The organism is Arthrobacter sp. Soc17.1.1.1 (assembly GCF_036867195.1).
Taxonomy (GTDB): domain Bacteria; phylum Actinomycetota; class Actinomycetes; order Actinomycetales; family Micrococcaceae; genus Arthrobacter_D.
On the sequence record NZ_JBAJII010000001.1, the window covers coordinates 2,216,138 to 2,242,568 of the forward strand.

A 26,431-nucleotide genomic window follows, 5' to 3' on the forward strand; every position below is an offset into this window, starting at 1 on the left:
GCTGACAGCATCCGCACCAGTAGGCGATCACCCTCAGCCGAACCACCCCGGTTCTCGAAGCCCGTCACCATCCGGCATCGAGACGCACGTCTTGCCGGTCCATCCCTGCACCACGAATGGCCTCACCACTCAGCACGGTCCACCGTCCCCCCGGCACGCCGATCCTCAGCGCATCCGGATGTCCGGCGCGACGGTGCTTCCAGACGTAGCTGCACAACGCACCGCTCATCCCTCGAACACCTCATCCTGCTTCCTGACCCTTGGAGACCACCATGACACTGACCGGTACTCGACGGAGGCGCCGTCTGTTCGCCGTTCCCGCACTCGCGGCCGTCGCCGCCCTCGTTCTCGCCGGGTGCGGCGCCCGCGCCGGTGACACGCCTGCGCCGTCCGCATCCGGCGCCGTGGCGACGGAGAGCTGCGTCGACACATCGGGTGACACGATCAAGCTCGGCTTCCTCAACTCCCTGACCGGCGGCATGGCGATCTCGGAGCAGACCGTCTCCAACGTCCTGCACATGGCCGCCGATGAAATCAATGCCGATGGCGGCATCCTCGGCAAGCAGATCGAGTACGTCCAGGAGGACGGCGCCACCGACTGGCCGACCTTCGCTGAGAAGACCGAGAAGATGCTCACCCAGGACTGCGTCGGCGCGATCTTCGGCGGTTGGACCTCATCCTCCCGCAAAGCCGTCAAACCGGTCGTCGAGGAGCACAACGGACTCTTCTTCTATCCGGTGCAGTACGAGGGCCTCGAGTCGTCTCCGAACATCTACTACACCGGCGCGACGACCAACCAGCAGATCATCCCGGCGTTGGACTTCCTTGCTGCAGAAGGCGTCGAGACACTCTTTCTGGCGGGGTCCGACTACGTCTTCCCGCGAACCGCGAACGCGATCATCAAGCTCTACGCCGCCGAGCTCGGCATCGAGATCGTCGGCGAAGAGTACGTCCCCCTCGAGAAGGACGACTGGACCACCCAGGTGGCGAAGATCGCCGAAGCGAAGCCGGACTACGTCTTCAACACGATCAACGGTTCGTCGAACGTCGGCTTCGTCAAGGCCTACTACGACGCCGGCCTCACCCCGGAGACAACCCCGATCATCTCGGTCTCCATCGCCGAGGAAGAGGCGCCGGCCATGGGCCACGAGGTCACCGGCAACTACGCGTCGTGGAACTACTTCCAGTCGATGGACACACCCAACAATCCGGACTTCATCGAGCGCTGGCAGGCATACCCCGGTAACAGCGGGGTGACGAGTGACCCGATGGAGGCGGCATACATCTCGCTGTACCTCTACAAGGCGCTGGTCGAGGCAGCCGGCTCGTTCGATGTCGACGCGATCAATGCAGCGGCTCTCGAGCAGGAGATCACCGTCGATGCGCCTGAGGGTGTCGTCACGCTGAACGGGGAGAACCACCACATCTCCAAGCCGGGCAACATCGGCCGGATCAACGCCGACAACCAGTTCGACATCGTCTGGTCGTCGGACAGCGTGATCGAGCCCGACCCCTACCTCGAAGGGTACGACTGGTTCCCACCCGACGTCCGCGACGCACTCGTCGCCTCCGCGGGCTGACGGCCCGGTCTGGGTGGGGGCCTCGTACCCGCCGGGCCACGGTGCCCCCACCCGAGCGTCTCTTCCATTCCTTCCCCTCCCACAGAGAGCAACAGCACGTGGACGTACTGATACCACCGCTTCTCAACGGCACGGCGCAGGGTGCCCTGCTGCTACTCGCGGCGCTCGGGCTCACCCTCACCTTCGGCCAGATGGGGGTGATCAACATGGCACACGGCGAGTTCATCATGGCCGGAGCATTCATCGCCTACCTGACCCAGCTCGTCGTCACCTCCACCAACATCTCGATCCTCGTGGCTCTGCCACTGGCATTCGTGGGCGCGGGCATCCTCGGCCTCCTCCTCGAGATCGGAATCATCCGATGGATGTACCGACGGCCCCTCGATACTCTCCTCGTGACAGTCGGTGTGAGTCTGATCCTCCAGCAGGTAGCCCTGCAGATCTTTCCCGCTCAGGGCGTCCCGGTGGAGAAGCCGGCCTGGCTCGATGGTCAGATCGACGTCCTCGGCTATGGCTGGCCGGCCCGTCAGGTGTTCACGATCGTGCTCGCCGTCCTGTGCCTCAGCGCCCTGACTGCGTCACTCAAGTACTCCTCCTTCGGGCGTCGGATCCGGGCGACCGTCCAGAACCGGGACCTCGCCGAGACCAGCGGCATCCAGACCCGGAACGTCGACCGCATCACCTTCTTCGTGGGCTCGGGTCTCGCCGGAGTCGCCGGGGTCGCCGCATCCCTGATCGGTGGCACGAACTCCCAGATGGGTACGCAGTACATCATCCCGGCATTCCTCGTCGTCGTCGCAGGCGGCGTCGGACAGATCAAGGGCGCCGTCATCGCGGCCTGGGTCGTGGGCGTCGCTCTGGCCCTCTTCGCCGACTGGACCACCGGAAGCATGGCGCAGGTTCTCGCTTTCGTGCTCGTGGTCGTCTTCCTCCAGTTCCGCCCACAGGGCCTGTTCACCGTCCGTACCAGAGGATTGACATGACGAAAACCAGACCATGGATCCCGCTCATCGGCATCGGGGTGCTCGCCGTCCTCCTTCTGGCCGTCGCCCCCGCCGTGCTCTCGTTGCACTGGATCAACAACCTCGGCAAATACGTCTGCTGGGCGATCGCGGCGGTCGGGATCGGCCTGGCCTGGGGCCGCGGCGGAATGCTCGTCCTGGGCCAGGGCGTGTTCTTCGGACTCGGCGCCTACGCCATGGCAATGCATCTGACCCTGGAAACCGCAGGGCCGGACAGCCTTCCCGTCTTCATGATCCTGTACGACCCCCAGGCGCCGCTGCCCGCGTTCTGGGAACCGTTCCGAAGCGGCATCTTCACCGTGGCAGCCATCATCGTGCTGCCGGTGTTCGTGGCGTCGATCCTCGGCTACGCGCTGTTCAAGCGCCGGGTGAAAGGCGCGTACTTCGCAATCCTGACCCAGGCTCTCGCCGTGGCTCTGGCGGTACTCGTCAGCTCCACGATCCGGGAGACCGGAGGGGATACAGGGCTCAGCGACTTCCAGTACTTCTTCGGATTCGTCCTGAACGATGAGGCGAACAAGATCATGGTCTTTCTCATCGCGGCGGCGCTTCTCATCATGTGCCTTCTGGCGGTGTGGCAGCTGAACCGCAGCCGCTACGGCGAACTGCTCATCGCCACGCGGGATGCCGAGGAACGCGTCCGGTTCCTCGGGTACGATCCGGCCAACATCAAGCTGGTCGCGTTCGTGGTCGCGGCCGTGATGGCCAGCATCGCGGGAGCGATGTTCGTCCCGATCGTCGGCATCATCACTCCTGCGGAGATAGGAGCTTCCGCCTCGATCCTGATGATCGCCGGCGTGGCTCTCGGCGGACGCGCCTCGCTCTTCGGACCGGCCCTCGGGGCGATGGCCATCGGATGGGGGCAGTCGAGCCTCGGCTCCAGCTGGCCCGACGGGTGGGTCTACATCCTCGGACTGGTTTTCATCCTCGTGACGCTCTTCCTTCCCATGGGCCTGTCCTCTCTCCTTGGTAAGGCGACGGGCGCCCTCCGCCACTCCCGCGCGACCCCGGCCACGGGGGCGAACGCCCCGGTACTCGAGCTCGATGAGGTGAAGAGATGACCACCGCGAACAGTTCACTGATCGTCACCGACCTGCGCGTCGAATTCGACGGTTTCGTCGCCGTTGGAGGGGTCTCGTTCGACGCCCATCCCGGCGAGGTGCGATTCCTCATCGGCCCGAACGGCGCGGGCAAGACGACCTGCATCGATGCCATCACCGGTCTGTCCAAAGGCACCGGATCGGTGAAGCTCGGCGATCAGGAGCTCCTGGGGACGCCCGTCAACAAGATCGTCCGGTTGGGCGTCGGCCGCACCTTCCAGACGGCGAGCGTGTTCGAGCAGCTCTCGGTGCTGCAGAACCTCGATATCGCGGCGGGATTGTACCGCTCGGCGTTTTCCCTCCTCCGCGCCCGGCGCGGTGTCGATCCACGGATCGAGGAGGCGTTGGAGGAGATCGGGCTCGCCGGCGAGCGGGAGACTCCCGCGGGCATCCTGTCCCACGGCCAGAAGCAGTGGCTGGAGATCGGGATGATGCTCGTGCAGGACCCTCGAGCCCTTCTGCTCGACGAACCCGTGGCGGGCATGAGTCAGGACGAGCGGACTGCGACGGGCGAGCTCCTGCAGCGTATCGCCGCGCGCCGCACCGTCCTCGTCGTCGAGCACGACATGGACTTCATGCGCCGCTACGCGTCGCGTGTCACGGTCCTGCACCAGGGCACAGTGCTCTCTGAGGGCACCGTGGCGGACGTTCAGGCGGATTCTCGGGTCCAGGAGGTCTACCTCGGCACGGCGGCCGCGCCGACGATCACCGGGATGATGGCCGTCCCCGAGGGGTCCCCCGCGCTGGCCGATCGTGTTTCGTCCTCCGCGACTCAGACGAAGGGTGCCTGACATGCTCGAGATGAACGACATCGAGGCCGGCTACGACCGAACACTCGTGCTGCACGGCGTGACACTGCCCAGCGCCGACGTGGTCGCCGTGCTCGGCCACAACGGCGCCGGGAAATCCACCCTGCTGCGGGTCGCGATCGGACTCATCAGGCCGCGTAGCGGCCGGGTGATCTTCGACGGAGACGACATCACGTCCCTCGCCCCCAACAAGCGGGTCGCCCGCGGCATGGCCTACGTGCCTCAGGGCCAACAGTGCTTCACGCAGCTGACAACCATGGAGAACCTTCAGCTCGTCGCCGATGGGCGCAAGAACGGGAAGGCACTCATCGAGCAGCAGCTTTCGCGCTTCCCAGCCCTGGAGAAATTCGCCACCCGGAAGGCGGGCCTGCTCTCGGGTGGGCAGCGTCAGCAGCTCGCGATCGCCCGGGCGCTCATCACCGAACCCAAACTGCTCATCCTCGACGAACCGACAGAAGGGATCCAGCCGACGATCGTGGCCGAGATCGAGCACTCGGTGATGCAGCTCGCGAGCCAGGGCCTCTCCGTACTGCTCGTCGAGCAGCACATCGGGTTCGCCCTCGAAGCTGCCGACAAGTATCTCGTACTCGCGAGCGGATTCACCTCGAGCACTGGCGAGGGTGGACTCTCCTCCGCCGAGGGCGTGCGCGCAGCCATGGCGATCTGATCTCGGAGCGACGGCCGGATCCGCCACCTCACGACCGCGCCGACGCTCGGCGCAATGCGGACGAAACATGCGATCCGTAACAATGGGGCATGCGCGAGGCCCTGAAGGTAGCGACGGTGGCGAGGGCTGACGACGCGCGGGCAGCCGCTGAGGACAGCCTGGAGGATTACGCCTTCCGCTACGTCCCGCGCTCCTTCCGCCGGTGGAGCGCCGGCTCGATCGGCATCACGGCTCTCGGGTCGATTGCCTTCCTCGCAGATTTCTCGATCGGTGCCAGCATCGGTATCGAGCACGGCACCAACAACGCCGTGCTCGGCATCCTGCTCGCCTCCGTCACGATCTTCCTCGTCGGTCTGCCGATCGCCTACTACGCCGCGCGATACAACCTCGATCTCGACCTCATCGCCCGGGGGTCGGGGTTCGGGTACTACGGATCGTCCATCACCACTGTCATCTTCGCGATCTTCACGTGCATCTTCTTCGCCCTGGAGGGCGCGATCATGGCGCAGGGTATCGAGGCGGCCACAGGTCTGCCCCTGCCCGTGGGTTACCTGATCTCGACGATCGTCGTCATCCCGATCGTGATCTACGGCATCCGGGCGCTCGAGCGGTTGCAGTACTGGACCACGCCGCTCTGGCTCGCCCTCGCCCTCCTGCCCCTGGTATGGGTCGTCGTGTCGGACCCCGAGGCCGTTCGTGCGTTCGCCTCCTTCACGGGCAACTCCGACGGCGGGATCGACCTGGGCGCGATCGTCGCCAGTGCCGCCGTATGCTTCGCGCTGACCCCGCAGCTCGCAGAGCAGATCGACGTCATCCGTGCGATGCCGCCGCGCACGCGCAGCAACGTCCGGGCCTGGTGGACGTCGCTGCTGTTCGCCGGCCCCGGATGGGTGCTCTTCAGCGGGGTCAAGCAGATCATCGGCGTGTTCCTCGCCGTCTACCTCCTCACCCGCACTGCTCCCGATCTCGGCATCCGCGCCGCCGAACCCGTTCGGCAGTTCGTGGGTCTCTACTCAGCGCTCATGCCCGAATGGCTGGCGATCGGACTGGCGCTGATCCTCGTCGTCACCGCCCAGGTGAAGATCAACGTCACGAACGCCTACTCGGGCTCCCTCGCCTGGTCGAACGTGTACACGCGCATCACCAAGACGTACCCGGGCCGCTCCGTCTTCATGTATTTCAACCTCGTGATCGCGCTGGGGTTGATGTGGATGGACGTCTTCAGCCTCATCTCGTTCGTGCTCAGCCTGTACGCGAACGTCGTCATGGCCTGGCTCGTGACGATCGCCGCGGACATCGCTATCAACAAGCACATCCTCCGGCTCTCTCCACTCTTCCCCGAGTTCCGGCGCGGGATGCTGTTCGACTGGAATCCTGTGGGTCTCGTATCGGTAGGGCTCGCTTCCGGGTTGTCCCTCGCGGCATTCGGTGGCCTCTTCGGTGCTGCGGTCCGCCCGTTCTCGGTGCTCATCGCGATCGGTGTGGCCCTCGTGATGACACCCGTGATGGCGATCGTCACGTGCGGCCGCTATTACCGTCGTCGCCAGACCGACGGTATCGCCTCTCCCCTCCTCGACGCCGAGGGCAATCCGTCCGGCGAGAGATTGCGGTGCCATGTCACCGGCTACACCTTCGAGCGTCCGGATATGCTGGCATCGGCGGAACGCGGTCCTCGCGGGGAGACGCAGTACGTCTCGTCGCTGGCCCTGACACTCGACAAATCCAACCGGTATGTCCTTCCGGCGGAACCGGCACCGGTGCGCCGGAGGATGTTCCGCCGGAAAGACGACACTGCAGCGAAGCGCTTTGACGGAGGAGGATCGTGATGGCGGAGACCGTCCACACACCAACCGCGATCCTCGACTGCGCAACGGCCTCCCTGCGAGAGCACCCGTTCGACGACATCTCGTATCGTGCTCTCGGCGACGCCGTCGGCGTCTCCGAGCGCACGGTCTATCGGCATTTCCCGACACGGTCTCATCTGCTGGAGGCGCTCGGGCAGCGGCTCGAGGAAACCGAGTTCCCGCTCGGCGCCTTCGTCACCATCCCCGAATTCATCGACGCGGCGAAGGCTCGGTTCCGCGCCTTCGATGAGGCGCCGGCGTTCGCCTTCGTCTGCGCACGCGCGGCGTCCCTCTCGCCGACCGGTCAGCCGGAGCCCACATTCTTCACGCGTACCATCCTCGCGATGCTCGAGACCGCACATCCGTCGTTGAACACCCGCGACCTGCATCGCGTAGCGGCTGCACTGCGCTACTTCGCCGCGGCGCAATTCTGGGCGCGGATGCGCAGCGGATTCGACATGGACGCGCTGGAGATCTCGGAGGTCTTCGAGCGCACCGTCATGCAGGCCCTCGACGACCTGCCCACCGGGACGCACGACGTGAAGGCCCGGCGCCGCTGATGTCCGATCCGCCTGCGGAGGACGATGCCCCGGGTGCCGATCCCAATCGCACCCAGGTGGCAATTCTTGCCGCATATGCTGAGCTGATCGATGAGCTCGGCACCGACGACGTGCCGTTCCGGCTGATCGCACGTCGTGCCGGGGTGGGTGAGCGGACAATCTTCCGCAACTACGCGACCCGCATCGACCTGCTGGTGGCGACGGCGGCATGGATCGAGCAGACCATTTTCGTCCGCGAAGATTCACCGTCCGTCTTCGACATGCCCCTCGCCATCCGGGAGGCCATGGAGACCTATGACCAGAAGCCCGAGCTCGCCCACGTCGTCGCCGAAACGACGATGCGCGGCGTGAGAGGCGCGGCACCCTCGCCCCGACGGGAGTACCTCGACGAGATGCTGCGCCGCGAGGTTCCCACCCTCGACGACGTCGACCGGAGAGCCATTGTCGCGGCGCTCTCGCACATCGACTCGGCCGCCACCTGGGTCGTTCTGCATCGAGAGTTCGGCATGAACCGCCGGGACATCGCGGATGCGGCGGCCTGGGCCGCGGAGGCCGTGCTCGACCCGATCCGCGAACGCGTGGGCTGACCGCGACCGGCGATCGTCCGCAGCACGTCGTCACGAGAAGCAGCGCACTCGTCGATCAGACCGAGGACGATGGGCGTTCGACCAGCCTGCCCGGAGATTCTTCTCCACTGTCGCCGGGACCTTGCGTCGGGGCCTTCCTGGTCGCATGGCTCGGAGCAGTGGCGGAGTGGAAGCTCGCACGGTACGAGGAGCGTCCTACCGTCCTCACCGGCCGCTGACCTCTCTGTCGAAACACAGCAGAAACGTTGTATCCCTACGATGCCTGTATGCGCCTTACAGACCGCGAGCAGGAAAAACTCATGATCGTGGTGGCCGCCGATCTGGCGCGGCGCCGGCAATCTCGCGGTCTGAAGCTCAACTACCCCGAGGCCGTCGCCATCCTGAGCTATGAGCTGCTCGAGGGAGCACGCGACGGTCGCTCGGTCGCTGATCTGATGTCCTACGGGATCACCATCCTCACCCTCGACGACGTCATGGAAGGGGTTCCGGAAATGATCCACGACGTGCAGATCGAGGCGACCTTCCCCGACGGCACCAAGCTCGTCACCGTCCACAACCCCATCAGGATCGATTCATGATCCCCGGTGAGTACCGGTTACGGGATGGCATGGTGTCCATCAATGCCGGGCGCACCCCCCTCGAACTCGATGTCGTCAACACCGGTGACCGCCCGGTCCAGGTGGGCTCGCACTTCCACTTCGCCGAGGCCAACGCGGCGTTGAGCTTCGACCGGGACGCCGCACACGGGTACCGCCTGGACATACCGTCCGGAACTGCCGCCCGCTTCGAGCCCGGAGACCGGCGCCAGGTCCGGCTGATCCCGATCGGTGGGCACCGGCAGGTACACGGACTGCGGAATCTCGTGAACGGCCCGCTGGATCCGGACTCGGATGCAGCGAAGGATGCAGGAAGGGACACGGCATGAGCTTCGAGATCTCCCGGCAGCAGTACGCGGACCTCTACGGACCGACCACCGGCGACAGAATCCGGCTGGCCGATACTTCCCTGTTCCTCGAGATCGAGCAGGACCTCACCACGTACGGTGAGGAAGCCGTGTTCGGCGGCGGCAAGACCATCCGGGACGGCATGGGACACAACGGGCACTCCGTGCGAAGCGACGGTATCCCGGACACGGTCATCACCAATGTCGTCATCATCGACCACGGCGGCATCGTGAAGGGCGACGTGGCACTGCGCGACGGCCACATCCTGGCGATCGGCAAGGCCGGGAACCCGGACGTGCAGGACGGCGTGGATATCACGATCGGCGTGAACACGGAGATCATCGCCGGCGAGCGGAAGATCCTCACCGCCGGCGGCATCGATACGCATATCCACTTCATTTCACCCGCGCAGGTTCCCACTGCCCTGGCCAGCGGGATCACCACCATGATCGGCGGCGGTACCGGCCCCGCCGAGGGCACCAAGGCCACCACTGTCACTCCCGGTGCGTGGCACATCAGCCGCATGCTGCAGGCGGCGGAGGGCCTGCCGGTGAACATCGGCCTCCTCGGGAAAGGTCACGCGAGCGCAGAAGAACCACTCGCCGAGCAGATCAGGGCGGGAGCCATAGGACTGAAGATCCACGAGGACTGGGGTGCTACCCACGCTGCCATCGACACCTCGCTGCGCGTCGCGGATGCCTTCGATGTCCAGGTGGCCATCCACACCGACACCCTCAACGAGTGCGGCTTCCTGGAGGACACCATTGCCGCAATTGACGGCCGCGTCATCCACACCTTCCACACCGAGGGAGCCGGAGGCGGACACGCCCCGGACATCATCGCGATCGCCGGCCTGGACAATGTACTTCCGGCCTCGACCAATCCGACCATCCCGTTCACCCGCAACACGGCCGAGGAACACCTCGATATGTTGATGGTCTGCCATCACCTCAACCCCGACATCCCCGAGGACGTCGCTTTCGCGGATTCCCGGATCCGCCCTGAAACCATCGCCGCTGAGGACGTCCTGCATGACCTCGGCGTCTTCTCGATCATGTCCTCCGACTCCCAGGCGATGGGAAGGGTCGGCGAGGTGATCACCCGTACCTGGCAGCTGGCCTCTGTCATGAAGGACCGCCGCGGACCGATCGGCCAGGAGGGCCCGGACGCAGAGGCGAACGACAACTTCCGGATCCGACGCTACGTGGCGAAGTACACGATCAACCCGGCTCTGGCCCAGGGCATCGCGGACAGTGTCGGGTCAGTGGAACCGGGTAAGTTCGCCGACCTGGTGCTCTGGGATCCGGCGTTCTTCGGGGTGAAGCCCGACCTGGTGATCAAGGGCGGTCAGATCATCAATTCCGTCATGGGTGATCCCAACGCGTCGATTCCGACGCCTCAGCCACAGACCCTGCGGCCGGCCTTCGCCGCCTACGGCACCGCGTTGGCCGACGCCTGTATCACCTTCCTGCCACAGGCGGCGATCGACGCCGGCGTACCGACGTCATTGGGCCTGCGTCGGCGCATCAGGGCGGTTTCCGGTTGCCGGGACGTGCGGAAGCAGGACTTGGTCCTGAACGCGGAAACGCCAGACATCCGTGTCGATCCCCAGACCTACCGGGTCGAGGTCGACGGAGTCGAAGCCACGTGCGAGCCCGTGACCGAGCTGCCGATGGCCCAGCGCTACTTTCTCTTCTAGGAGCCAGACCATGATCGTGGAATCCGTACTGTTCAACCTGCATGACCTCGACCCGGAAACCGCTGAGGAGCTGAAGAACCTGCACCGCGAGAAGGTGGTGCTGCCGGGCGCGGAGCTCACCAAGCGGATCCAGCGGTTCTCCACCGACCACGGTCGGGAGCTCGGGCTGCGTTTGCCCGCCGGCAGCAGCGACCTGCGCGACGGAGATGTCCTCCTCCGTGAGGAGACCAACTTGGTGATGGTCTCGGTCCTGCCCACCGACGTCCTGATCATCAAACCCGCCGACATCGGGCAGGCACTCTTCACGGCGCACTCGCTGGGCAACCGGCACCTGCAGGCCCAGTTCCTCGAAGCAGACGGCGACGAGGGTTCCGCCGTCATGGTGGTGCAGTACGACCACACGGTCGAAAGCTTCCTCGATGCCCACGGCGTCACCTACGAACGGAAAGAACGGGTCATGCCGGTACCCTTCCGCCATGCCGAGCACACCCATTAGGACGACGGCGGAATCCGCCCCAGCCACGGCCACAGGCGAGGGCGCAGATTCAGCCGCGCACCTCAACCTGCTGCTGCAACTCGGGGACTCGGCCCTCCCCACGGGTGCGTTCAGCCACTCCTACGGACTGGAGAGCTACCTCGCCGACGGCACGATCGGCGGCGAGGAGGAGCTCCGCCAGTGGCTCCTCGCTTATCTGCACACCCAGCTGACCTGCACGGACGCCCTCGCAATGCGCTGGGTCTATGAGGGCCGCAGCGCATCGGGCGAGCTGGATGTCCTGCTCGATGCCGCCGTCGTCCCGGTGCAGGTGCGCGCCGCCAGCCACAAGATGGGTAGGCAACTCGCGCGGATCGTACCCGAGCTCCTGCCCTCGGCCGCCGCACCCCGGGGCGGTTGGCCGCGGCACTACTGCCTGGTCTTCGCCCTCGCCGGACAGGCCGCAGGCATCGCTCTGCTGCCGCTCCTGCAGACCTACTTGATGGGCTCGGTGACGTCCCTGGTGCAGAACGCGGTGCGCGGCGTACCGCTCGGACAGTTGGCGGGCCAGCGGGTCCTTGCCGGCTTGCGCGCACCTGTCAGTGTGGCCGCACGTCGGGCCCTCGAGCTGGGCGACGACGATTTCGGCACCACCGCGCCGGGACTGGAGATCGCGCAGATGCGCCACGAGCACCTGCGCGCACGCATGTTCATGAGCTGAGACAAGAAGAAGAGGAAGCCCCACTATGAGCACCCCCATCATCATCGGCATCGGCGGACCGGTCGGCGCCGGAAAGACACAACTGGTCGAGCGGATCACCAGGGCGATGAGCGCCGAGGTATCCATGGCCGCGATAACCAATGACATCTACACCATCGAGGATGCGCGGATCCTCGCCGCCAATTCGGTTCTGCCCGAGGACCGCATCATCGGCGTCGAGACCGGCGGCTGTCCGCACACCGCGATCCGCGAGGACACCTCCATGAACGAAGCGGCGATCGATGAACTCAAGGAACGCCACCCGGACCTGCAGATCATCTTCGTGGAATCCGGCGGAGACAACCTCTCGGCAACCTTCAGCCCGGAGTTGGCCGACTTCTCCATCTACATCATCGACGTCGCCCAGGGAGAGAAGATCCCACGCAAGGCCGGCCAGGGCATGATCAAGTCGGACCTCTTCGTCATCAACAAGACGGACCTCGCACCGCACGTCGGGGCCGACCTCGGCGTGATGGAAGCCGATTCGAGGGTCTTTCGCGGGTCCCGTCCGTTCTGTTTCACCAACCTCCGGACGGACGAGGGCCTCGACAGCGTGCTCGACTGGATCCGCACGGACGTCCTCCTGCTCGACCTCGCGTGACGTCCCCGTCCGCGTCCGCCACTGCGCAGATCACACAGGAGGCAGAGCCGTCCTTGACGGGCAGACTGCAGTTGCGCACGGCCAGGCGGGCCGACGGCCGGACGGTCGCCGCGGAGCAGTTCTCCTCGGGGGCGCTGCGTGTCCTTCGCCCGCACTACCAGGATGCGTCGGGGCAAGCCCTCATCACGGTCGTCAATCCCGGCGGCGGATTCCTCGGTGCCGATCGTTACGTGGTCGAGTACGACGGCGGACCGGGCTCGTCCGCACTGCTCACCACGCAGTCGGCGACGAAGATCTACCGGACGCCACAGGGCCCGGCCCGTCAGCACACCAAAGTCAGGCTGGCCGCTGGGGCCCTGCTGGAAAGCGTGCCGGATCAGCTCATTGCCTACCGCGACGCACAGTTCGTCCAGCGGACCGACGTCGACCTGCACCCGGAAGCCTGCTACTTCGCAGCGGAAGTGATAACCCCTGGCTGGTCGCCGGACGCAGAGCCCTTCACGTACCAGGAAGTCCGGCTGCAAACCATCATCCGGTGCGGCGGGACCCCGCTGCTCTGGGACAACCTCGTGCTGCGTCCAGGCACAACGGATCCGCGGGATCTGGGCTGGCTCGAGGGCCGCAGCCACTGTGCGTCCGTGGTCGTCGCCGGCCCCGGCGTAGACCGGCGCTGCCTCGACCTCATCCGCGAACTCGTGGACGGCTTCGCTGGAGTCCACGTCGGCGCCTCGCTGCTCAGCCGTCCGGGCCTGGTGCTCCGCGCCCTGGGACAGGACACCGGGACGCTCACCGAACTGATCCGGCAGGTCGGGAGCGTCATCCGTGCCGAAGCATGGCCCGGCAACGCGCCGAGCTCGTGGGACCTGCGAAAGTACTGAGTCGCCCCACAAGGGGCGAAAGACGAAGATAACAGCCTGCGACTGCACCGGAAGGAAAGCTCGATCAGGGCTAGCCGGACGATACGAGCTCGGGAGGTCTGAACTCACTGCGGGTCACAGGAGGATCGACGATCGAGCGCAGGCCCAAAAGGGCCAGTCGACCTCCGTGCCGGTGATCGGTGGCCATACGCTCCTCAGCGCAGGGTCAAAGCCGATCGTGTAGTCCTCGGGGTGGCTCCGACAGGTCTGGACGGCCGCAGGAGGCCAGTTGACGAAAGGTCAATTTTTGGCGCTTCAGCGAGATCTAGAATCGGAGTGGTCGAATGCTACTTGGTGGTTGTGTGTAGGTGGTGCAGTGAACCCACACCTATTCGTAGCGAATTGGCGTCCAGTCCTCATCTTTGCAGGCCTGGAAGCTGGTGCCTCGAAGGCCAGCAGCCCGGACCGCAGCAACGAGGTCCTGACGCATGAAGGTGAGCCTGAAAGCCATGCCCCCCGAGCCATACCAGGCCTCACTGTGTGCCAAGGGCCCCTCGGGTCGCACCGCGGGCAGAGGCGAGTAGCCAGCCTGTGCAGCGTGCAGCTTGAAGTGGCCGCATATGTCGCAGAACTCGCCGGCGGTGCGGTACTCGTTGACGGGCACGATCTCGTCGACGACGAGCTGCACCACGTTGGTTAGTGGCTCACCGCCTTTGCGGAGCACCACCCGGCTTGCGACTCCGAACCGCTTGAAGACCGATTCGTAGACCTCGGGTTTCACGAACCAGGCGTCGTAAACCCAGAACATCTGCAAAACCGATCGTCGGCCCCATCGCGGCTCGTTCCTCATCCGATAAGGAGCGTTTTGAAGGAAACCTCTGCTGCAAACCGAACAAGCGCCCGAAAGGTCGTAGGTGAGCTTACGGTAGTTGAAGTCGTGCTCGGGTTGCGGGTATCCGTGATTCCACTCAGTGATCCACTCGCACCATTCAGCTCCAGCGATCTCGGCATTCGTGAAGGAAGGCGTCAGTGTCGGTTCTTTCCCTAGGACCCGCAGGAAGTCGAGGAAAGAGGTCCAGTGCTCGGAATCGCTGTCCTGCTCGAAGATCCAGTACGACTCATTGAGTTCCTCGCCTCGCGCCAACGTGTTCATGTGGCTCAAGATGCTCGTGCGCGCCGGGACGCTCGCCGGTGCAGTCAGTTTCATGGATACATCCTTCCGTACCGGGCCGATGTTGTCCGCGATGACGCGATGGAATCGGAAGGACAGGCCAGGGGGCTGCGTGGTCCGGTCGTCGTTGTACCAGGCGGCGTTGTCGTCGTCCTCGAGCCAAGCGGCCAGCTCGTTGTCCGTGAACGACTGGTCGGTGCGGCGGAACACGTCGTCGTTGGTGTACCGCATCGCTTCGTCGCCTGCTCGGTTCCAGGCGGGCGGGTCCTGCCATGCCGCGAGCTGTTCCTGCTCCCGGTTGCTCAGCGGCACCGACTGCGTGAGCAGCGGCATTTCGGAGCGTGTCCTTGAACACCGCGGCGATGTTCGCACGGTTGACCGCCGCATGACCGTCGCGCCAGTGAGCGGGGCTGAACCCGCAGTGACGGTCCTTCGACCCGAGGATCAAGCCGCGATGAACGCGACCAGGGCGATGCCGACGACCACCCAGGCCCGGAAGGCCGTGGTGGCGATGAACGCCCAGACTGCTCCATCGCCGAGAACAACGGTCGAAGTCTTCGAGAACCCTCTCAGTCCGTACCGTTCTCCACAATGACGCCGCCCTGCCGGGCGGACGCCTGAGCCGTGCCCACCGATCATCCCCACTCTCCTCTGCACACGGGAGTGGAGAGTGGGGATGCGGCGCCAGGACGCCCGGCCTGCCGATTCGGGTCAGGCGGCGGGGCTGGGGAAGATCCGGTCCAGTTCCGCGAGATCCTCGTCCGACGGCGACCAGGCGGCAGCCGCCGCGTTCTGGCGCACCTGCTCGGGCGAGGTGGCGCCCGCGATGACGGATCCGACCGATGGCTGGGCCGCGAGCCACGAGAACGCCACCTGCACCTCGGTCAGGTCCCGTTCGCGGGCGAACGCCGAGAACGCCTCGAGCTGGTCCCAGTCCGCGGTCTCCAGCACGTTCTTGCGGGAGTGCGTGAGCCTGCTGCCGGCCGGCACCTCGTTGCGGCGGTACTTGCCGGTCAGGAGGCCGTTGGCGAGGGGGAAGTACGGCAGGATGCCGAGACCGTAGGCCTCCGCGGCAGGCACGACCTCGCGTTCCAGCCGCCGGTCCAGCAGGCTGTAGGGGTTCTGCGCCGAGATGAAGGGCGTGTAGCCGCCGCTGCGCGCTGTGAACTCCGCCTCGGCGAGCTGCCAGCCCGCGAAGTTGGAGTGCCCCAGGTAGCGGACCTTCCCGCTCGTGACGAGGTCGTCGAGGGCCGCGAGGGTCTCCTCGACGGGCGTGAGGGTGTCCGGAGCGTGGTACTGGTACAAGTCGATCCAGTCGGTCCCGAGGCGCCGGAGGGACGCCTCTGCCGCCCGGACGATGTAGCGGCGCGAGCCGCGTGCACCCCAGTCGGGTCCGTTCGCGCCGGCCATGTCCAGGCCGAACTTCGTGGCGAGCACGACGTCGTCGCGCCGGCTGCCCAGCGCCTTGCCCAGCTGGACCTCGCTGACGCCGGGCTCCTTGCCGTACATGTCGGCGACGTCGAAGAGCGTGATGCCGGCGTCGATCGCCGCATGCACCACGGCGTCGGTGCCCTCCTGCGACTCGGAGGTGGTGCCGGCCCTGCCCAGGTTGTTGCAGCCGAGCCCGACGGTGGAAACGCTGAGCCCGGAGGTGCCCAGTCTTTGATAGGTCATCATGGCCCTAACCTACCAAGACGGTTGCCCCGGGCACACGACCCGGGGCAACCATTGATCCGCTGGAATTCTCAGGCGAACCAGATGCCGATCTCGCGGTCGGCGGACTCCGCGGAGTCGGACCCGTGCACGAGGTTCTGCTGCACCTTCACGCCCCAGTCGCGGCCGAAGTCGCCCCGGATGGTGCCGGGCGCCGCCGTCGTGGGCTCCGTGGCGCCGGCGAGGGAGCGGAAACCCTCGATGACGCGCTGGCCCTCGAAGATCGCGGCGACGACGGGTCCGCTGAGCATGAACTCCACGAGCGGCTCGAAGAACGGCTTGCCGACGTGCTCGGCGTAGTGCTCCTCGAGCAGCTCGCGGGTGGCGTGGACCTGCTTGAGTTCGGCGATGGTGTAGCCCTTCGCCTCGATGCGGGACAGGATGGTGCCGGTCAGGCCGCGGGCTACGCCGTCGGGCTTGACGAGGACAAGGGTTCGCTCAACGCTCATGGGATCTCCTTCAGGGGGCGCCGTGCTGGACGGCGCAGCGGATCAGTATCGGGTCCGACTCTACTAAAGCCGCCGCTACTCCGGATTCGCCTTCTCCCACTCGGCCTGCAGGCGGTCCCGCTCGGCGTTCTCGCGGTCCACCCGCCGGCCCTGGCGCAGGCCGTAGAGCCAGGTGAGCGCGAACGCGAGCCCGACGACGAACATGGTGGGCTCCAGGAAGCCGCCCGCGATGATCACGAGCTGCAGCACCCAGCCCACCGCGATCCCCCACCGTTTCGTCAGGACGGCGCAGGTCAGGACCAGCAGCACGCTGAGGATCAGCCCGGAGGTCAGGATGAGGGCGGGCGAGATCTCGTCGCGGCGCAGACCGAAGACCGCGAGCGTCGCGAAGAACACCACGAACGCCTCGAGCAGCAGCACGGTCGAGGCGAACATGATCTTCGTGGACCTGCGCTTCTTCGGCATCCCGGGCCGCCACTCCCGCTGCGCCTTCGTCATGCGTCGAGCCATGCTCTGCCTACTTCCCTAGGAGCGTGCGGGCTTCCCCGACCACCGTGATGGACCCGGTCACGAGGACACCGCCGGCGAGGTCGTTGCCCTCCTCGGCCTTCATCACGGCCCACTCGAGGGCGTCGTCGAGGCTGGGCGCGATGTTGATGTTCTCCTCGGCGAAGCCCGCCGACAGGGCGGCCTGCAGGAGGTCAGCGGCGGGCACCGAGCGGGGCGAGGTGGACTGCGTCAGGCAGACGTCCTCCAGGATCCCGCCCAGCTCCTCGTGGAGTTCGGCGAGGATGCCCTCGGCGTCCTTGTCCTCGAGGACCCCGATGACGAGCACGAGCCGGGAGAAGTCGAACGCCTCGTTGACGCCCTTGGCCGCCGCACGCGCACCGGCGGGGTTGTGGGCGGCGTCCACGATGATGCTCGGTGCGGTGCGCACCACCTCGAGGCGGCCCGGGGAGGTGACGGCGCGCAGGCCGTTCCGTACCAGGTCCGTCTGCAGCTCCCGCTCCCCGGCGCCGAGGAACGCCTCGACGGCGGCGACGGCCACAGCCGCGTTCTCGGCCTGGTGCTCGCCGTGCAGGGGGACGAGCAGTTCGCCGTAACGGCCGGCCAGCCCGGTGAGGGAGACCACCTGCCCGCCCACGGCGACGGTGCGGGACTCGACACCGAACTCCACACCCTCGAAACGGAACTCGGCGCCCACCTCGCGGGCCCGGTCGAGGAGCACCTGGGCCGCGTCGCGGGGCTGGATGGCGCTGACGAGGAAGGAGCCGGGCTTGATGATGCCGGCCTTCTCGAGGGCGATGTCCTCCTCGGTGTCGCCGAGGAGTTCGGTGTGGTCCAGGGAGATGGGCGTGATGACCGCCACCTGCCCGTCGCCGACGTTCGTGGCGTCGGTGACGCCTCCGAGACCCACCTCGATCACCCCGACGTCGATCGGCTCGTCGGCGAAGATCGCGAACGCGAGGATCGTGATGCACTCGAAGTACGTGAGCCGGGGCTCCCCGGCGACGAGGAGCTCGCCGTCGACGATGTCCAGGTAGGGCTTGATCTCGTCCCACACGCGCACGAAGGTCTCGTCCGCGACGGGCTCGCCGTCGATGCTGATGCGTTCCGTGACGCGTGACAGGTGCGGGCTCGTGAACCGGCCGGTCCGCAGGTCGTGCGCCAGCAGGATGCTCTCGATCATGCGCGCCGTCGAGGTCTTGCCGTTGGTGCCGGTGATGTGGATGATCGGGAACGCCCTGTTCGGCTCCCCGAGGATCTCCATGGCCCGGAACAGCGGGGCCATGCGCGGCTCCATCCGATCCTCCGGCGCGCGGCCCAGGAGTTCGGCATACACGCTCTCGACCGAGAAGGCGTCGAGCCCTGCACCGCTACCGTTCGTCTCATCCATGCTGCTGCTCCTGCTTCGCGACGGTGATGGTGAAGTCGTTCCCCGAGCCCTCGACGGCCTCCACGCGGAGGTCCACCGTGAGCGTCTCGCTCCGGATCAGGCCCTCGTTGGCCTCGAGGGCGGCGACCTGCCCGGCGGCGACGCCGATGGTGGTGCTGATGCGGTCACTGATATCGAGGTCGGCGTCACGGCGGGCCTGCTGGATGGCACGGATGGCGTCCCGTGCCGTCCCCTCGGCGGCGAGCTCCGCGGTCACCTCGGTGTCGAGGACGAGGAATCCTCCGCCCGGCAGGACGGTGACGGCCTTCGACGCGGCGTCGTTGCCCTCCACGACGGTGTCGAGCGTGTACTCGTGCGGCTCGAGCGCGAGGCCGCCGGCGGTGACGCCGCCGGCGTCGTCCACGGACCAGTCCCCGGACTTCGACGCCTTGATGACCGTCTGCACGTTCTTGCCGAGGCGCGGGCCTGCTGCCCGCGCGTTCACGACGAGGCGCTGCGTGATGCCGAACTCGGCCGGCTCGGCGTCCGCGGAATCCACCAGGCGGACGCCCTTGAGGTTCAGCTCGTCCGCGATGATCGAGGCGTACTGCCCGGAGAGGCCCTCGGCGCCGGGCGCGACGACCGTCAGTTCCCGCAGCGGCAGGCGCACCCGGAGGTTGGCCGCCTTGCGGAGGCTCGACCCGACGGAGCAGACCTGGCGGGTGCGGTCCATCTGCTCCACGAGGTCGGGAGCGGCGGGGAACGACGACGCCTCGGGCCAGTCGGTGAGGTGCACGGACCGGCCGCCGGTGAGGCCGCGCCAGATCTCCTCCGTGACGAGCGGCAGCAGCGGTGCCGCCACGCGGCAGACGGCTTCGAGGCACGTGTAGAGCACGTCGAAGGCGTCCGTGTCCTCCTCGAAGAACCGCTGGCGGCTCCGGCGGACGTACCAGTTGGTCAGCGTGTCCAGGTAGCGGCGCAGGGACTCGCAGGCGTCGCTGATGGTGAACGCGTCGAGCGCCTCCGTGAGGTCCCGCACGAGGTTCCCCGTGTTCGCGAGGATGTACCGGTCGATTGGCTCCGCCAGCCGGGCGGCCGCCTCCGGGGTGACGGTCCTGGCCTCGTAGCCCTCGCCGCCGTTCGCGGCATTGGTGTACAGGCTGAAGAAGTGCCAGACGTTCCACAGCGGCAGGATCACCTGGCGGACGCCGTCGCGGATGCCCTGCTCGGTGACCACGAGGTTGCCGCCGCGGAGGATCGGGGAGGCCATGAGGAACCAGCGCATGGCGTCGGATCCGTCGCGGTCGAACACCTCGGAGACGTCGGGATAGTTGCGCAGGCTCTTGGACATCTTCTGGCCGTCGGAGCCGAGCACGATCCCATGGCTGATGACGTTGCGGAACGCGGGACGGTCGAACAGCGCGGTGGACAGGATGTGCAGCATGTAGAACCAGCCGCGGGTCTGCCCGATGTACTCGACGATGAAGTCCGCCGGGTTGTGCGTGTCGAACCACTGCTCGTTCTCGAACGGGTAGTGCACCTGCCCGTAGGGCATGGAGCCGGAGTCGAACCAGACGTCGAGGACGTCCTCCACGCGCCGCATGGTGGAGCCGCCGGTCGGGTCGTCCGGGTTCGGGCGCGTGAGCTCGTCGATGAAGGGGCGGTGGAGGTCCACCTCGCCCTGCTTGTTGACCGGCAGGCGGCCGAAATCGGCCTGCAGCTCGGCGAGCGAGCCGTACACGTCGGTGCGCGGGTACTCGGGGTTGTCCGACTGCCACACGGGGATGGGGCTGCCCCAGAAGCGGTTGCGGCTGATGGACCAGTCACGCGCGTTGGAGAGCCACTTGCCGAACTGGCCGTCCTTGACGTTGCCGGGGATCCAGGTGATGTCCTGGTTCAGCTCGACCATGCGGTCGCGGATCTTGGTGACCTCCACGTACCAGGAGGACACGGCGCGGTAGATGAGGGGGTTGCGGCACCGCCAGCAGTGCGGGTAGCTGTGGACGTAGCTGGACTGGCGCACGAGCCGTCCCTCGGACTTCAGCACGCGCGTGATGTGCCGGTTGGCCTCGAAGACCTGCAGGCCCACGATCTCCGCGAGCGGTCCCGTGCCGAACAGGGGGAGGAACTTCGCGCCCTCGTCGACGGAGAGGATCACCTGGATGCCGGCATCCTCGCAGACCTTCTGGTCCTCCTCGCCGTAGGCGGGTGCCTGGTGGACGAGCCCGGTGCCGTCCGTCGTCGTGACGTAGTCCGCCACGAGGATGCGGAACGCATTGCGGTACCCGCCCTCCTCGGGGTCGGCGAGGTAGTCCCACAGCGGCTCGTAGGTGAGGCCCTCGAGCTCGGTGCCGCGGTGCCGGGAGGTGACGGCCTCGCGTGCGGCGTCGGCGTCGGCGAACCCGAGGTCCTTGGCGTAGTTGCCGAGCAGGTCCTCGGCAAGGAGGTAGCGGCCCGCCCGGCCGTCGCGCTCGCCGTCGACGACGACGTAGGTGATGTCGGGCCCGACGGCGAGCGCCGCGTTGGTGGGCAGGGTCCAGGGCGTGGTGGTCCAGGCGAGGGCCTGGACGCCGGCGAGGTCCCGCGAGAGCTCGGTGGTGCCGGCGAGGAGCGGGAAGGTCACGGTGACGGTCTGGTCCTGACGGTCCTGGTAGACGTCCTCGTCCATGCGGAGCTCGTGGTTGGACAGCGGCGTCTCGTCGTTCCAGCAGTACGGGAGCACGCGGTACCCGTTGTAGGTCAGGCCCTTCTCGTGCAGCGTCTTGAACGCCCAGAGCACGGACTCCATGTACTCGGGGTTGAGTGTCTTGTAGTCGTTGTCGAAGTCGACCCAGCGGGCCTGGCGGGTCACGTAGTCGCGCCACTCCCCCGCGTACTTCATGACGGAGGCGCGCGCGGCCTCGTTGAAGTTGTCGATGCCCATGGCGAGGATCTGCTGCTTGTCGGTCATGCCGAGCTGCTTCATGGCCTCGAGCTCGGCCGGCAGGCCGTGGGTATCCCAGCCGAAGCGCCGCTCCACGCGGTGCCCGCGCTGCGTCTGGTAGCGGCCCACGAGGTCCTTGGCGTAGCCGGTGAGGAGATGGCCGTAGTGGGGCAGGCCGTTGGCGAACGGCGGGCCGTCGTAGAAGACGAACTCGTTGGAGCCGTCCGTCCCGGCGTCGCGGTTGTCGATGGACGCCTGGAACGTGCCGTCCTTCTCCCAGTAGCCGAGCACGCGCTGCTCGAGCTCCGGGAAGCGCGGGGACGCGCTGGTCCCGGAGGTGGGCGTACCCGCGTCGTCGGGCGACACTGCTTTGGGGTAGATCTGCGGCATGGTTCTCATCCTGTGTACGGCGGCGTGGGGTGGGCAGTCCTGCCGTGAGGACGGGAGCCTGTTCGGTCCGCCGCCGGTTGCCTGACCGGCCGCAGGGAACTGGACCCGCGGTACCACCTCACTTGCCGCCGTCGTCCGCCGTGCCGCTCGTCGCGGGCACTGCGGGCGGGGCCGCCGCTCGTTGCCAGGCTGTGACGGGCCGCCCCGTCCGGTTCTACGGGCCGCCGCGCGGGCTGGCCTTTCTTCCGGAAGCTCACCGGTGATCGCCGGGTCGATGCTGATGCAGCAAGTCTAGCGCCGGGGCGAATTCCTTGTCGAAAGGGCGCCCGCACAGCCGGCGGAGGCGTGGGTGCCCGGAAAGACGTTGTGGCGGCGGTCCATGCTTGGGAGGCTGGGAGGGTACCCGACGCAACAGGATGGATGCCGCATGCCGACCACCTCCCCCACCGCGACCACGACCCCGACGGCGACCGGTCTCCCGACCGCGACCGCACTGGACACCGCACGGCTGCTGCTGGGGGTCCTCCTGCCCACCGTCGTCAAGGGGCCCATCATCCGCAGGCCGTGGGCGGTAGGGCTGACGGCCCGCCTGGAGCTCGACACGAGGGCCGTGGGGATCGTCCGGAAGATCCATGCGAGATACCCGGAGGGCCCGCTGATGCTGAAGCTGCCGGTCCGGAAGCAGGCGATCGTCCTGGCGCCGGGCGACGTGAACACCGTCCTGGCCCACTCCCCCGAGCCGTTCTCCCCCGCGAGCAGCGAGAAGAAGGCGGCGCTCTCGCACTTCCAGCCCGCCAACGTCCTGATCTCCCGCGGGTCCGTCCGCACCGTGCGCCGCGCGCTGCAGGAGCAGGTCCTGGACACGGACCACCCGGTGCACCACCTCGCGGACACGTTCGTCCCCGTGGTGGAGCAGGAGATGCAGGGCCTGCTCGCGGACGCGCTGAGGACCGGATCGCTGCCGTGGGCCGACTTCCTCGACGCCTGGTACCGCGTGGTGCGGCGCGTGGTCTTCGGCGACCACGCGCGGGACGACAAGGAGCTCACCGCGATGATCATCCGCCTCCGGAAGGACGGCAACTGGGCGTTCCTCAGGCCCGTGCGGAAGGACACGCGCCGCCGCTTCCTGCAGCGGATCAGCGACGAGCTGGCGAACGCCGAACCCGGCAGCCTGGCCGCCGTGATGGCGGCTGCCCCGAAGGGCGAGGGCGCCGACCCCGCCCAGCAGGTGCCCCAGTGGCTGTTCGCCTTCGACCCGGCGGGGATGGCGGTCTTCCGCACCCTGACCGTGCTCGCCACCCACCCGGAGGCGATGGCGACGGCCCGCCGCGAGATCGACGGCGACACCTCGGGCCGCCGTGTGCTCCCCTACCTGCGCGCGAGCGTCCTCGAGACCCTGCGCCTCTGGCCCACCACGCCGATGATCCTCCGCCAGACCACGCGGCCCGTGGAGTGGCCGGAAGGGACCATGCCGGCGGACTGCGGCGTGCTCGTCTACTCGCCGTACCTCCACCGCGACGAGCGCTCGCTGCGCAGCGCCCACAACTTCTCGCCCGAGCGCTGGCTGACCGACGAGGACGACGGCTGGCCGCTCGTGCCGTTCAGCGACGGCCCGGTGGTGTGTCCCGGGAAACAGCTGGTGCTGCTCCTGACGAGCGCGGCCCTCGCCTCGCTGGTGAGCGGGCACGACGTCCGCGTGGAGGAGGGCCAGGATCTCGACCCGGGGCGACCCCTGCCCGGGACCATGGACAACTACTCGGTGCGTCTGGGCGTCTCGCCCCGGGCCTGACCGCTCAGAAGTCCCCCGCGATCTCGCGCAGCGCCGCCAGGTGGCTGCGCCATGCCGTCCCGCCCTCCTTCGTCGGCTTCAGCCAGGTCCGCGGACGCTTGCCGATGAAGCCCTTGCGGACCCTGACGTAGCCGACCGCCTCGAGGGCGGTGACCTGCTTGCTGAGGACCGAGTCGGAGACCTGCAGGTGGTCGCGCAGCGTGGCGAAGTCGATCTCATCGGTCTGCGCGAGGGCAGCCATCAGGGAGAACCTCACCGGATGGCCCAGTGTGTCGTCGAGCTGGTGGCGGGGGTGGGCCGGGGTGTCCTGGGCGCTCATCGCCGTGCCTCGTACCAGGCGCCCGCCGTCGTCGTCACCGTGAGCAGCGCCGCCATGAGGCCGGCAAACCAGAGTTCGCCCTGGAAGTAGGTCCCGCCGACGAGCATCGCAACGGTCCAGAGCACGGCCCACGCGCCGATGTACACACCCCAGCGCGCTCCGAAGCCCCGCTTGCTGGTGCGGCCGAACACCAGGCCCATCGTGGTGAAGATGATGATCCACGCCATCATCACGACGATCGGCAGGACCATCGGCGTGCCGGGTACCCGCGCGGCGAGGGTCAGGGCGATGACGCCGACGGAGGAGACGGCACCGAGCCCGAGCAGCGTCGCGATCTGCGGCCAGCCCGCGCCGGACCGCACACTGGCGGTGATCCGGTCCGCCTGCTCGAGGAGGTCCTGCGCCTGCCTGGCGTCGAGGCCCGGGGTGTTCGTGGTGTCGCTCATGGTCCTGCCCTTCGTGGTGGTTGCTGCTGGAACTACTCTTGCAACAACTTTCCACTTTGGCAAGTAGTTTCTGCTATGACTCCGCGCGCAGCACCTTGTGGTTGGCGGCCTGGGCCAGCGGGCGCAGGACGAGCTGGTCGATGTTCATGTGGTGCGGGGCGTTGAGGGTGAACGCGACCGCCGAGGCGACGTCGTCGGCCGTCAGCGGGAAGTCGACGCCTTCGTAGACCCTGTCCGCCGCCCCCTGGTCGCCGCCGAGACGGTTCAGGGAGAATTCCTCGGTGTGCACCATGCCGGGTGACACCTCGATCACGCGGATGTTGTGCTCGGCCTCCTCGAGCCGGAGGGAACGCGCCATGGACTCCTGGGCCGCCTTGACGCCGCAGTACCCGGCCCCGCCCTCGTAGGCGGCGAGCGCGGCGGTCGAGGTCAGGAAGAGGACACTGCCCTGGCCGCCGTCGCGCAGGGCCGGCAGCAGTGCGCGGGTCATGCGCATCGACCCGAGGACGTTCACGTTGTACATCCACTCCCAGTCCGCCGTCACGGCGTCCGCGACCCGGTCCGCGCCGAACGCTCCGCCCGCGTTGTTGACGAGCGCGTGCACCGGTCCGGCGGCCGTGACCTCCGCGGCGAAGGCATCGACCGAGGCCTGGTCGGTGACGTCGAGGGTCATCGGCGTGGCCCCCGTCTCCTCCGCGAGCGCCGTGAGGCGGTCCAGGCGCCGGGCCGCCGCGACGACGTCCCAGCCGTCGCGGCGGAGGGCGCGCACGGTGGCCGCGCCGATCCCGGAACTGGCTCCGGTGACGATCACGCGCAGGGCGGAAGGGGCGGGATCTGCAGGGGCACCGAGGGGCGCGGGCGATGACTGGCTCATGGGGCCACTGTAGCGATCGCCCTCCGGGACGAGGAGCCTGCAGGCCCGGCCGGGCCGAGCCGGGCCCAGCCGGGCCCAGCCGGGTTCAGCCCGCCGCCGGCTCGATCGGGATCCACAGCCGGCCGCGGCCCGTGGTACCGCCCGGATCCGGATCGACGGTGAGGAGCTGCGGGCCCGGCGCCCAGCGGTACGGATTCGCCGGGAACCATTCCGCCGCGGCATCGGCCCACAGGCGCTGCAGGACCTCGGGGAAGGCACCCTCGGTCTCGAACACCACCCAGTGCCCGGCTGCCACCTCGAGGCGGTCGAGCCCCTCCGGCGCGGGCCGGGTCGTCGCTGCGGCCCGCCAGTAGTCCACCCGGCTCCCCTCCTCCCCCGGCTGCTCGATCGTGTCGGTGGCGGACAGCAGCCCGAGCGGCTCCGTGTCCGACAGCGACTCGAGCAGTGGCCGCACGGCCGGGTCCAGGCTGCGCTCGAACTGCTCGATGTCCGGGTTGGGCCCCTCGTGGACGATGCGTACCCGCGCCTTCCGCCCGACCAGGCGGAAGGCGTCCTTGCTGACGATGCGGTGCTTCATGTCGGTGGTCCCTTCGATGCGCAGGTGGAACCGCAGTTGCGGCTGGGAGTGGAGCACGGCCCCCGGGAGCCGTGCCTGGGAGGGGGTGATGCCGTGCAGGGCCCGGAACGCACGGGTGAAGGCCTCGCCCGAGCCGTAGCCGTGACGGATCGCCACCTCGAGCACCGGACGCCCTGCGACGATCTCCCCGGTCGCGGCCGTCAGCCGGCGCCTCCGGATGTACTCCGACAGGGGCATGCCGGCCAGGGAGGCGAACATCCGCCGGAAGTGGTACTCCGAGGTGAGCGCCACCCTCGCCAGCCGGGCGACGTCGATCGGCTCCGGCAGATCGGCTTCGATGAGCTCGATGGCCCGGTTCCACTCCTGCATCAGGACCTCCTCCCGCTTTCCTGTCATCAC

At 67.5% G+C, this 26,431-nt stretch carries 27 protein-coding genes; 16 read left to right on the forward strand and 11 right to left on the reverse strand.

The window, feature by feature from the left end; genetic code table 11:
- Window positions 1-272 precede the first annotated feature (272 nt).
- The 15 genes from urtA to V6S67_RS10335 all read left to right on the forward strand — a co-directional run bounded on the left by urtA (window position 273) and on the right by V6S67_RS10335 (window position 13,526).
- On the forward strand, window positions 273-1,580 hold the full coding sequence (gene urtA, locus V6S67_RS10265) for an urea ABC transporter substrate-binding protein (protein ID WP_334210161.1): 1,308 nt from the start codon (window positions 273-275) through the stop codon (window positions 1,578-1,580).
- 98 nt (window positions 1,581-1,678) lie between these two features.
- Window positions 1,679-2,563: an urea ABC transporter permease subunit UrtB gene (gene urtB / locus V6S67_RS10270; RefSeq protein WP_334210162.1), complete on the forward strand. Its 885-nt coding sequence runs from the start codon at window positions 1,679-1,681 to the stop codon at window positions 2,561-2,563.
- Window positions 2,560-3,663 carry an urea ABC transporter permease subunit UrtC gene (urtC, locus tag V6S67_RS10275; protein ID WP_334210163.1) on the forward strand — a complete coding sequence of 368 codons (1,104 nt, stop codon included), beginning with the start codon at window positions 2,560-2,562 and terminating at the stop codon, window positions 3,661-3,663. The genes urtB and urtC overlap by 4 nt, the downstream gene beginning before the upstream one ends.
- Window positions 3,660-4,493 carry an urea ABC transporter ATP-binding protein UrtD gene (gene urtD, locus V6S67_RS10280; RefSeq protein WP_334210164.1) on the forward strand — a complete coding sequence of 278 codons (834 nt, stop codon included), beginning with the start codon at window positions 3,660-3,662 and terminating at the stop codon, window positions 4,491-4,493. The genes urtC and urtD overlap by 4 nt, the downstream gene beginning before the upstream one ends.
- A 1-nt stretch (window position 4,494) precedes the next feature.
- On the forward strand, window positions 4,495-5,178 hold the full coding sequence (locus V6S67_RS10285; protein WP_334210165.1) for an ATP-binding cassette domain-containing protein: 684 nt from the start codon (window positions 4,495-4,497) through the stop codon (window positions 5,176-5,178).
- Window positions 5,179-5,267: 89 nt separating this feature from the next.
- On the forward strand, window positions 5,268-7,004 hold the full coding sequence (locus V6S67_RS10290) for a purine-cytosine permease family protein (protein ID WP_334210166.1): 1,737 nt from the start codon (window positions 5,268-5,270) through the stop codon (window positions 7,002-7,004).
- Window positions 7,004-7,582, forward strand: coding sequence for a TetR/AcrR family transcriptional regulator (locus V6S67_RS10295; RefSeq protein ID WP_334210167.1), 579 nt, complete (start codon window positions 7,004-7,006; stop codon window positions 7,580-7,582). Before V6S67_RS10290 ends, V6S67_RS10295 begins: the two co-directional genes overlap by 1 nt.
- Window positions 7,582-8,169 (forward strand): TetR/AcrR family transcriptional regulator, encoded by a 588-nt coding sequence (locus V6S67_RS10300; RefSeq protein WP_334210168.1) that lies wholly within the window; start codon window positions 7,582-7,584, stop codon window positions 8,167-8,169. The genes V6S67_RS10295 and V6S67_RS10300 overlap by 1 nt, the downstream gene beginning before the upstream one ends.
- Window positions 8,170-8,435: 266 nt before the next feature.
- Window positions 8,436-8,747 carry an urease subunit gamma gene (locus V6S67_RS10305; RefSeq protein ID WP_334210169.1) on the forward strand — a complete coding sequence of 104 codons (312 nt, stop codon included), beginning with the start codon at window positions 8,436-8,438 and terminating at the stop codon, window positions 8,745-8,747.
- Window positions 8,744-9,094 carry an urease subunit beta gene (locus tag V6S67_RS10310; protein WP_334210170.1) on the forward strand — a complete coding sequence of 117 codons (351 nt, stop codon included), beginning with the start codon at window positions 8,744-8,746 and terminating at the stop codon, window positions 9,092-9,094. Before V6S67_RS10305 ends, V6S67_RS10310 begins: the two co-directional genes overlap by 4 nt.
- Window positions 9,091-10,812: an urease subunit alpha gene (gene ureC, locus V6S67_RS10315; RefSeq protein ID WP_334210171.1), complete on the forward strand. Its 1,722-nt coding sequence runs from the start codon at window positions 9,091-9,093 to the stop codon at window positions 10,810-10,812. Before V6S67_RS10310 ends, ureC begins: the two co-directional genes overlap by 4 nt.
- Window positions 10,813-10,822: 10 nt before the next feature.
- Window positions 10,823-11,308, forward strand: coding sequence for an urease accessory protein UreE (gene ureE / locus V6S67_RS10320; RefSeq protein WP_334210172.1), 486 nt, complete (start codon window positions 10,823-10,825; stop codon window positions 11,306-11,308).
- Window positions 11,289-12,008, forward strand: coding sequence for an urease accessory protein UreF (locus tag V6S67_RS10325; protein WP_334210173.1), 720 nt, complete (start codon window positions 11,289-11,291; stop codon window positions 12,006-12,008). Before ureE ends, V6S67_RS10325 begins: the two co-directional genes overlap by 20 nt.
- Before the next feature lie 25 nt (window positions 12,009-12,033).
- Complete coding sequence (gene ureG, locus V6S67_RS10330) at window positions 12,034-12,648, forward strand: urease accessory protein UreG (protein ID WP_334210174.1); 615 nt, start codon at window positions 12,034-12,036, stop codon at window positions 12,646-12,648.
- Between the two features lie 53 nt (window positions 12,649-12,701).
- On the forward strand, window positions 12,702-13,526 hold the full coding sequence (locus tag V6S67_RS10335; protein ID WP_334210175.1) for an urease accessory protein UreD: 825 nt from the start codon (window positions 12,702-12,704) through the stop codon (window positions 13,524-13,526).
- Window positions 13,527-13,893: 367 nt separating this feature from the next.
- Here the strand turns inward: V6S67_RS10335 and V6S67_RS10340 are convergent, their stop codons facing one another.
- From V6S67_RS10340 to ileS, 7 genes are all read right to left on the reverse strand, one after another.
- A complete protein-coding gene (locus V6S67_RS10340; protein WP_334210176.1) occupies window positions 13,894-15,009 on the reverse strand; it encodes a hypothetical protein in 1,116 nt (371 codons plus the stop codon).
- A 111-nt stretch (window positions 15,010-15,120) separates the two neighbouring features.
- Entirely contained in the window at window positions 15,121-15,315 is a 195-nt protein-coding gene (locus V6S67_RS10345; RefSeq protein ID WP_334210177.1) for a hypothetical protein, read from the reverse strand.
- Between the two features lie 72 nt (window positions 15,316-15,387).
- On the reverse strand, window positions 15,388-16,353 hold the full coding sequence (locus V6S67_RS10350) for an aldo/keto reductase (RefSeq protein ID WP_334210178.1): 966 nt from the start codon (window positions 16,351-16,353) through the stop codon (window positions 15,388-15,390).
- A gap of 68 nt (window positions 16,354-16,421) precedes the next feature.
- Complete coding sequence (gene ndk / locus V6S67_RS10355) at window positions 16,422-16,838, reverse strand: nucleoside-diphosphate kinase (protein ID WP_334210179.1); 417 nt, start codon at window positions 16,836-16,838, stop codon at window positions 16,422-16,424.
- Window positions 16,839-16,913: 75 nt separating this feature from the next.
- The gene (locus V6S67_RS10360) at window positions 16,914-17,348 is read right to left on the reverse strand and encodes a DUF4233 domain-containing protein (RefSeq protein ID WP_334210180.1); all 435 of its coding nucleotides are present in this window, start codon (window positions 17,346-17,348) and stop codon (window positions 16,914-16,916) included.
- 7 nt (window positions 17,349-17,355) lie between these two features.
- Window positions 17,356-18,735 (reverse strand): bifunctional folylpolyglutamate synthase/dihydrofolate synthase, encoded by a 1,380-nt coding sequence (locus V6S67_RS10365; protein WP_334210181.1) that lies wholly within the window; start codon window positions 18,733-18,735, stop codon window positions 17,356-17,358.
- Window positions 18,728-22,036 carry an isoleucine--tRNA ligase gene (gene ileS, locus V6S67_RS10370; RefSeq protein ID WP_442884769.1) on the reverse strand — a complete coding sequence of 1,103 codons (3,309 nt, stop codon included), beginning with the start codon at window positions 22,034-22,036 and terminating at the stop codon, window positions 18,728-18,730. The genes V6S67_RS10365 and ileS overlap by 8 nt, the downstream gene beginning before the upstream one ends.
- 418 nt (window positions 22,037-22,454) lie before the next feature.
- Here ileS and V6S67_RS10375 point away from each other — a divergent pair, with 418 nt between their 5' ends.
- Window positions 22,455-23,816, forward strand: coding sequence for a cytochrome P450 (locus tag V6S67_RS10375; RefSeq protein ID WP_334210183.1), 1,362 nt, complete (start codon window positions 22,455-22,457; stop codon window positions 23,814-23,816).
- Window positions 23,817-23,820: 4 nt separating this feature from the next.
- Here V6S67_RS10375 and V6S67_RS10380 read toward each other — a convergent pair whose 3' ends face one another.
- The 4 genes from V6S67_RS10380 to V6S67_RS10395 all read right to left on the reverse strand — a co-directional run bounded on the left by V6S67_RS10380 (window position 23,821) and on the right by V6S67_RS10395 (window position 26,401).
- A complete protein-coding gene (locus V6S67_RS10380; protein WP_334210184.1) occupies window positions 23,821-24,135 on the reverse strand; it encodes a winged helix-turn-helix domain-containing protein in 315 nt (104 codons plus the stop codon).
- Entirely contained in the window at window positions 24,132-24,581 is a 450-nt protein-coding gene (locus tag V6S67_RS10385) for a hypothetical protein (protein ID WP_334210185.1), read from the reverse strand. Before V6S67_RS10385 ends, V6S67_RS10380 begins: the two co-directional genes overlap by 4 nt.
- 73 nt (window positions 24,582-24,654) lie before the next feature.
- Complete coding sequence (locus V6S67_RS10390) at window positions 24,655-25,455, reverse strand: SDR family oxidoreductase (protein WP_334210186.1); 801 nt, start codon at window positions 25,453-25,455, stop codon at window positions 24,655-24,657.
- 85 nt (window positions 25,456-25,540) lie between these two features.
- Window positions 25,541-26,401 (reverse strand): AraC family transcriptional regulator, encoded by an 861-nt coding sequence (locus V6S67_RS10395; protein WP_334210187.1) that lies wholly within the window; start codon window positions 26,399-26,401, stop codon window positions 25,541-25,543.
- Window positions 26,402-26,431 lie beyond the last annotated feature (30 nt).

Excerpts from the sequence above, each read along its gene's own strand:
- urtA (WP_334210161.1), top strand. The coding sequence starts at position 273 with ATGACACTGACCGGTACTCGACGGAGGCGCCGTCTGTTCGCCGTTCCC.
- urtC (WP_334210163.1), top strand. The coding sequence starts at position 2,560 with ATGACGAAAACCAGACCATGGATCCCGCTCATCGGCATCGGGGTGCTC.
- urtD (WP_334210164.1), top strand. The coding sequence starts at position 3,660 with ATGACCACCGCGAACAGTTCACTGATCGTCACCGACCTGCGCGTCGAA.
- V6S67_RS10285 (WP_334210165.1), top strand. The coding sequence starts at position 4,495 with ATGCTCGAGATGAACGACATCGAGGCCGGCTACGACCGAACACTCGTG.
- V6S67_RS10290 (WP_334210166.1), top strand. The coding sequence starts at position 5,268 with ATGCGCGAGGCCCTGAAGGTAGCGACGGTGGCGAGGGCTGACGACGCG.
- V6S67_RS10295 (WP_334210167.1), top strand. The coding sequence starts at position 7,004 with ATGGCGGAGACCGTCCACACACCAACCGCGATCCTCGACTGCGCAACG.
- V6S67_RS10300 (WP_334210168.1), top strand. The coding sequence starts at position 7,582 with ATGTCCGATCCGCCTGCGGAGGACGATGCCCCGGGTGCCGATCCCAAT.
- V6S67_RS10305 (WP_334210169.1), top strand. The coding sequence starts at position 8,436 with ATGCGCCTTACAGACCGCGAGCAGGAAAAACTCATGATCGTGGTGGCC.
- V6S67_RS10310 (WP_334210170.1), top strand. The coding sequence starts at position 8,744 with ATGATCCCCGGTGAGTACCGGTTACGGGATGGCATGGTGTCCATCAAT.
- ureC (WP_334210171.1), top strand. The coding sequence starts at position 9,091 with ATGAGCTTCGAGATCTCCCGGCAGCAGTACGCGGACCTCTACGGACCG.
- ureE (WP_334210172.1), top strand. The coding sequence starts at position 10,823 with ATGATCGTGGAATCCGTACTGTTCAACCTGCATGACCTCGACCCGGAA.
- V6S67_RS10325 (WP_334210173.1), top strand. The coding sequence starts at position 11,289 with ATGCCGAGCACACCCATTAGGACGACGGCGGAATCCGCCCCAGCCACG.
- ureG (WP_334210174.1), top strand. The coding sequence starts at position 12,034 with ATGAGCACCCCCATCATCATCGGCATCGGCGGACCGGTCGGCGCCGGA.
- V6S67_RS10340 (WP_334210176.1), bottom strand. The coding sequence starts at position 15,009 with ATGCCGCTGCTCACGCAGTCGGTGCCGCTGAGCAACCGGGAGCAGGAA.
- V6S67_RS10345 (WP_334210177.1), bottom strand. The coding sequence starts at position 15,315 with ATGATCGGTGGGCACGGCTCAGGCGTCCGCCCGGCAGGGCGGCGTCAT.
- V6S67_RS10350 (WP_334210178.1), bottom strand. The coding sequence starts at position 16,353 with ATGATGACCTATCAAAGACTGGGCACCTCCGGGCTCAGCGTTTCCACC.
- ndk (WP_334210179.1), bottom strand. The coding sequence starts at position 16,838 with ATGAGCGTTGAGCGAACCCTTGTCCTCGTCAAGCCCGACGGCGTAGCC.
- V6S67_RS10360 (WP_334210180.1), bottom strand. The coding sequence starts at position 17,348 with ATGGCTCGACGCATGACGAAGGCGCAGCGGGAGTGGCGGCCCGGGATG.
- V6S67_RS10365 (WP_334210181.1), bottom strand. The coding sequence starts at position 18,735 with ATGGATGAGACGAACGGTAGCGGTGCAGGGCTCGACGCCTTCTCGGTC.
- ileS (WP_442884769.1), bottom strand. The coding sequence starts at position 22,036 with ATGAGAACCATGCCGCAGATCTACCCCAAAGCAGTGTCGCCCGACGAC.
- V6S67_RS10375 (WP_334210183.1), top strand. The coding sequence starts at position 22,455 with ATGCCGACCACCTCCCCCACCGCGACCACGACCCCGACGGCGACCGGT.
- V6S67_RS10380 (WP_334210184.1), bottom strand. The coding sequence starts at position 24,135 with ATGAGCGCCCAGGACACCCCGGCCCACCCCCGCCACCAGCTCGACGAC.
- V6S67_RS10385 (WP_334210185.1), bottom strand. The coding sequence starts at position 24,581 with ATGAGCGACACCACGAACACCCCGGGCCTCGACGCCAGGCAGGCGCAG.
- V6S67_RS10390 (WP_334210186.1), bottom strand. The coding sequence starts at position 25,455 with ATGAGCCAGTCATCGCCCGCGCCCCTCGGTGCCCCTGCAGATCCCGCC.
- V6S67_RS10395 (WP_334210187.1), bottom strand. The coding sequence starts at position 26,401 with ATGCAGGAGTGGAACCGGGCCATCGAGCTCATCGAAGCCGATCTGCCG.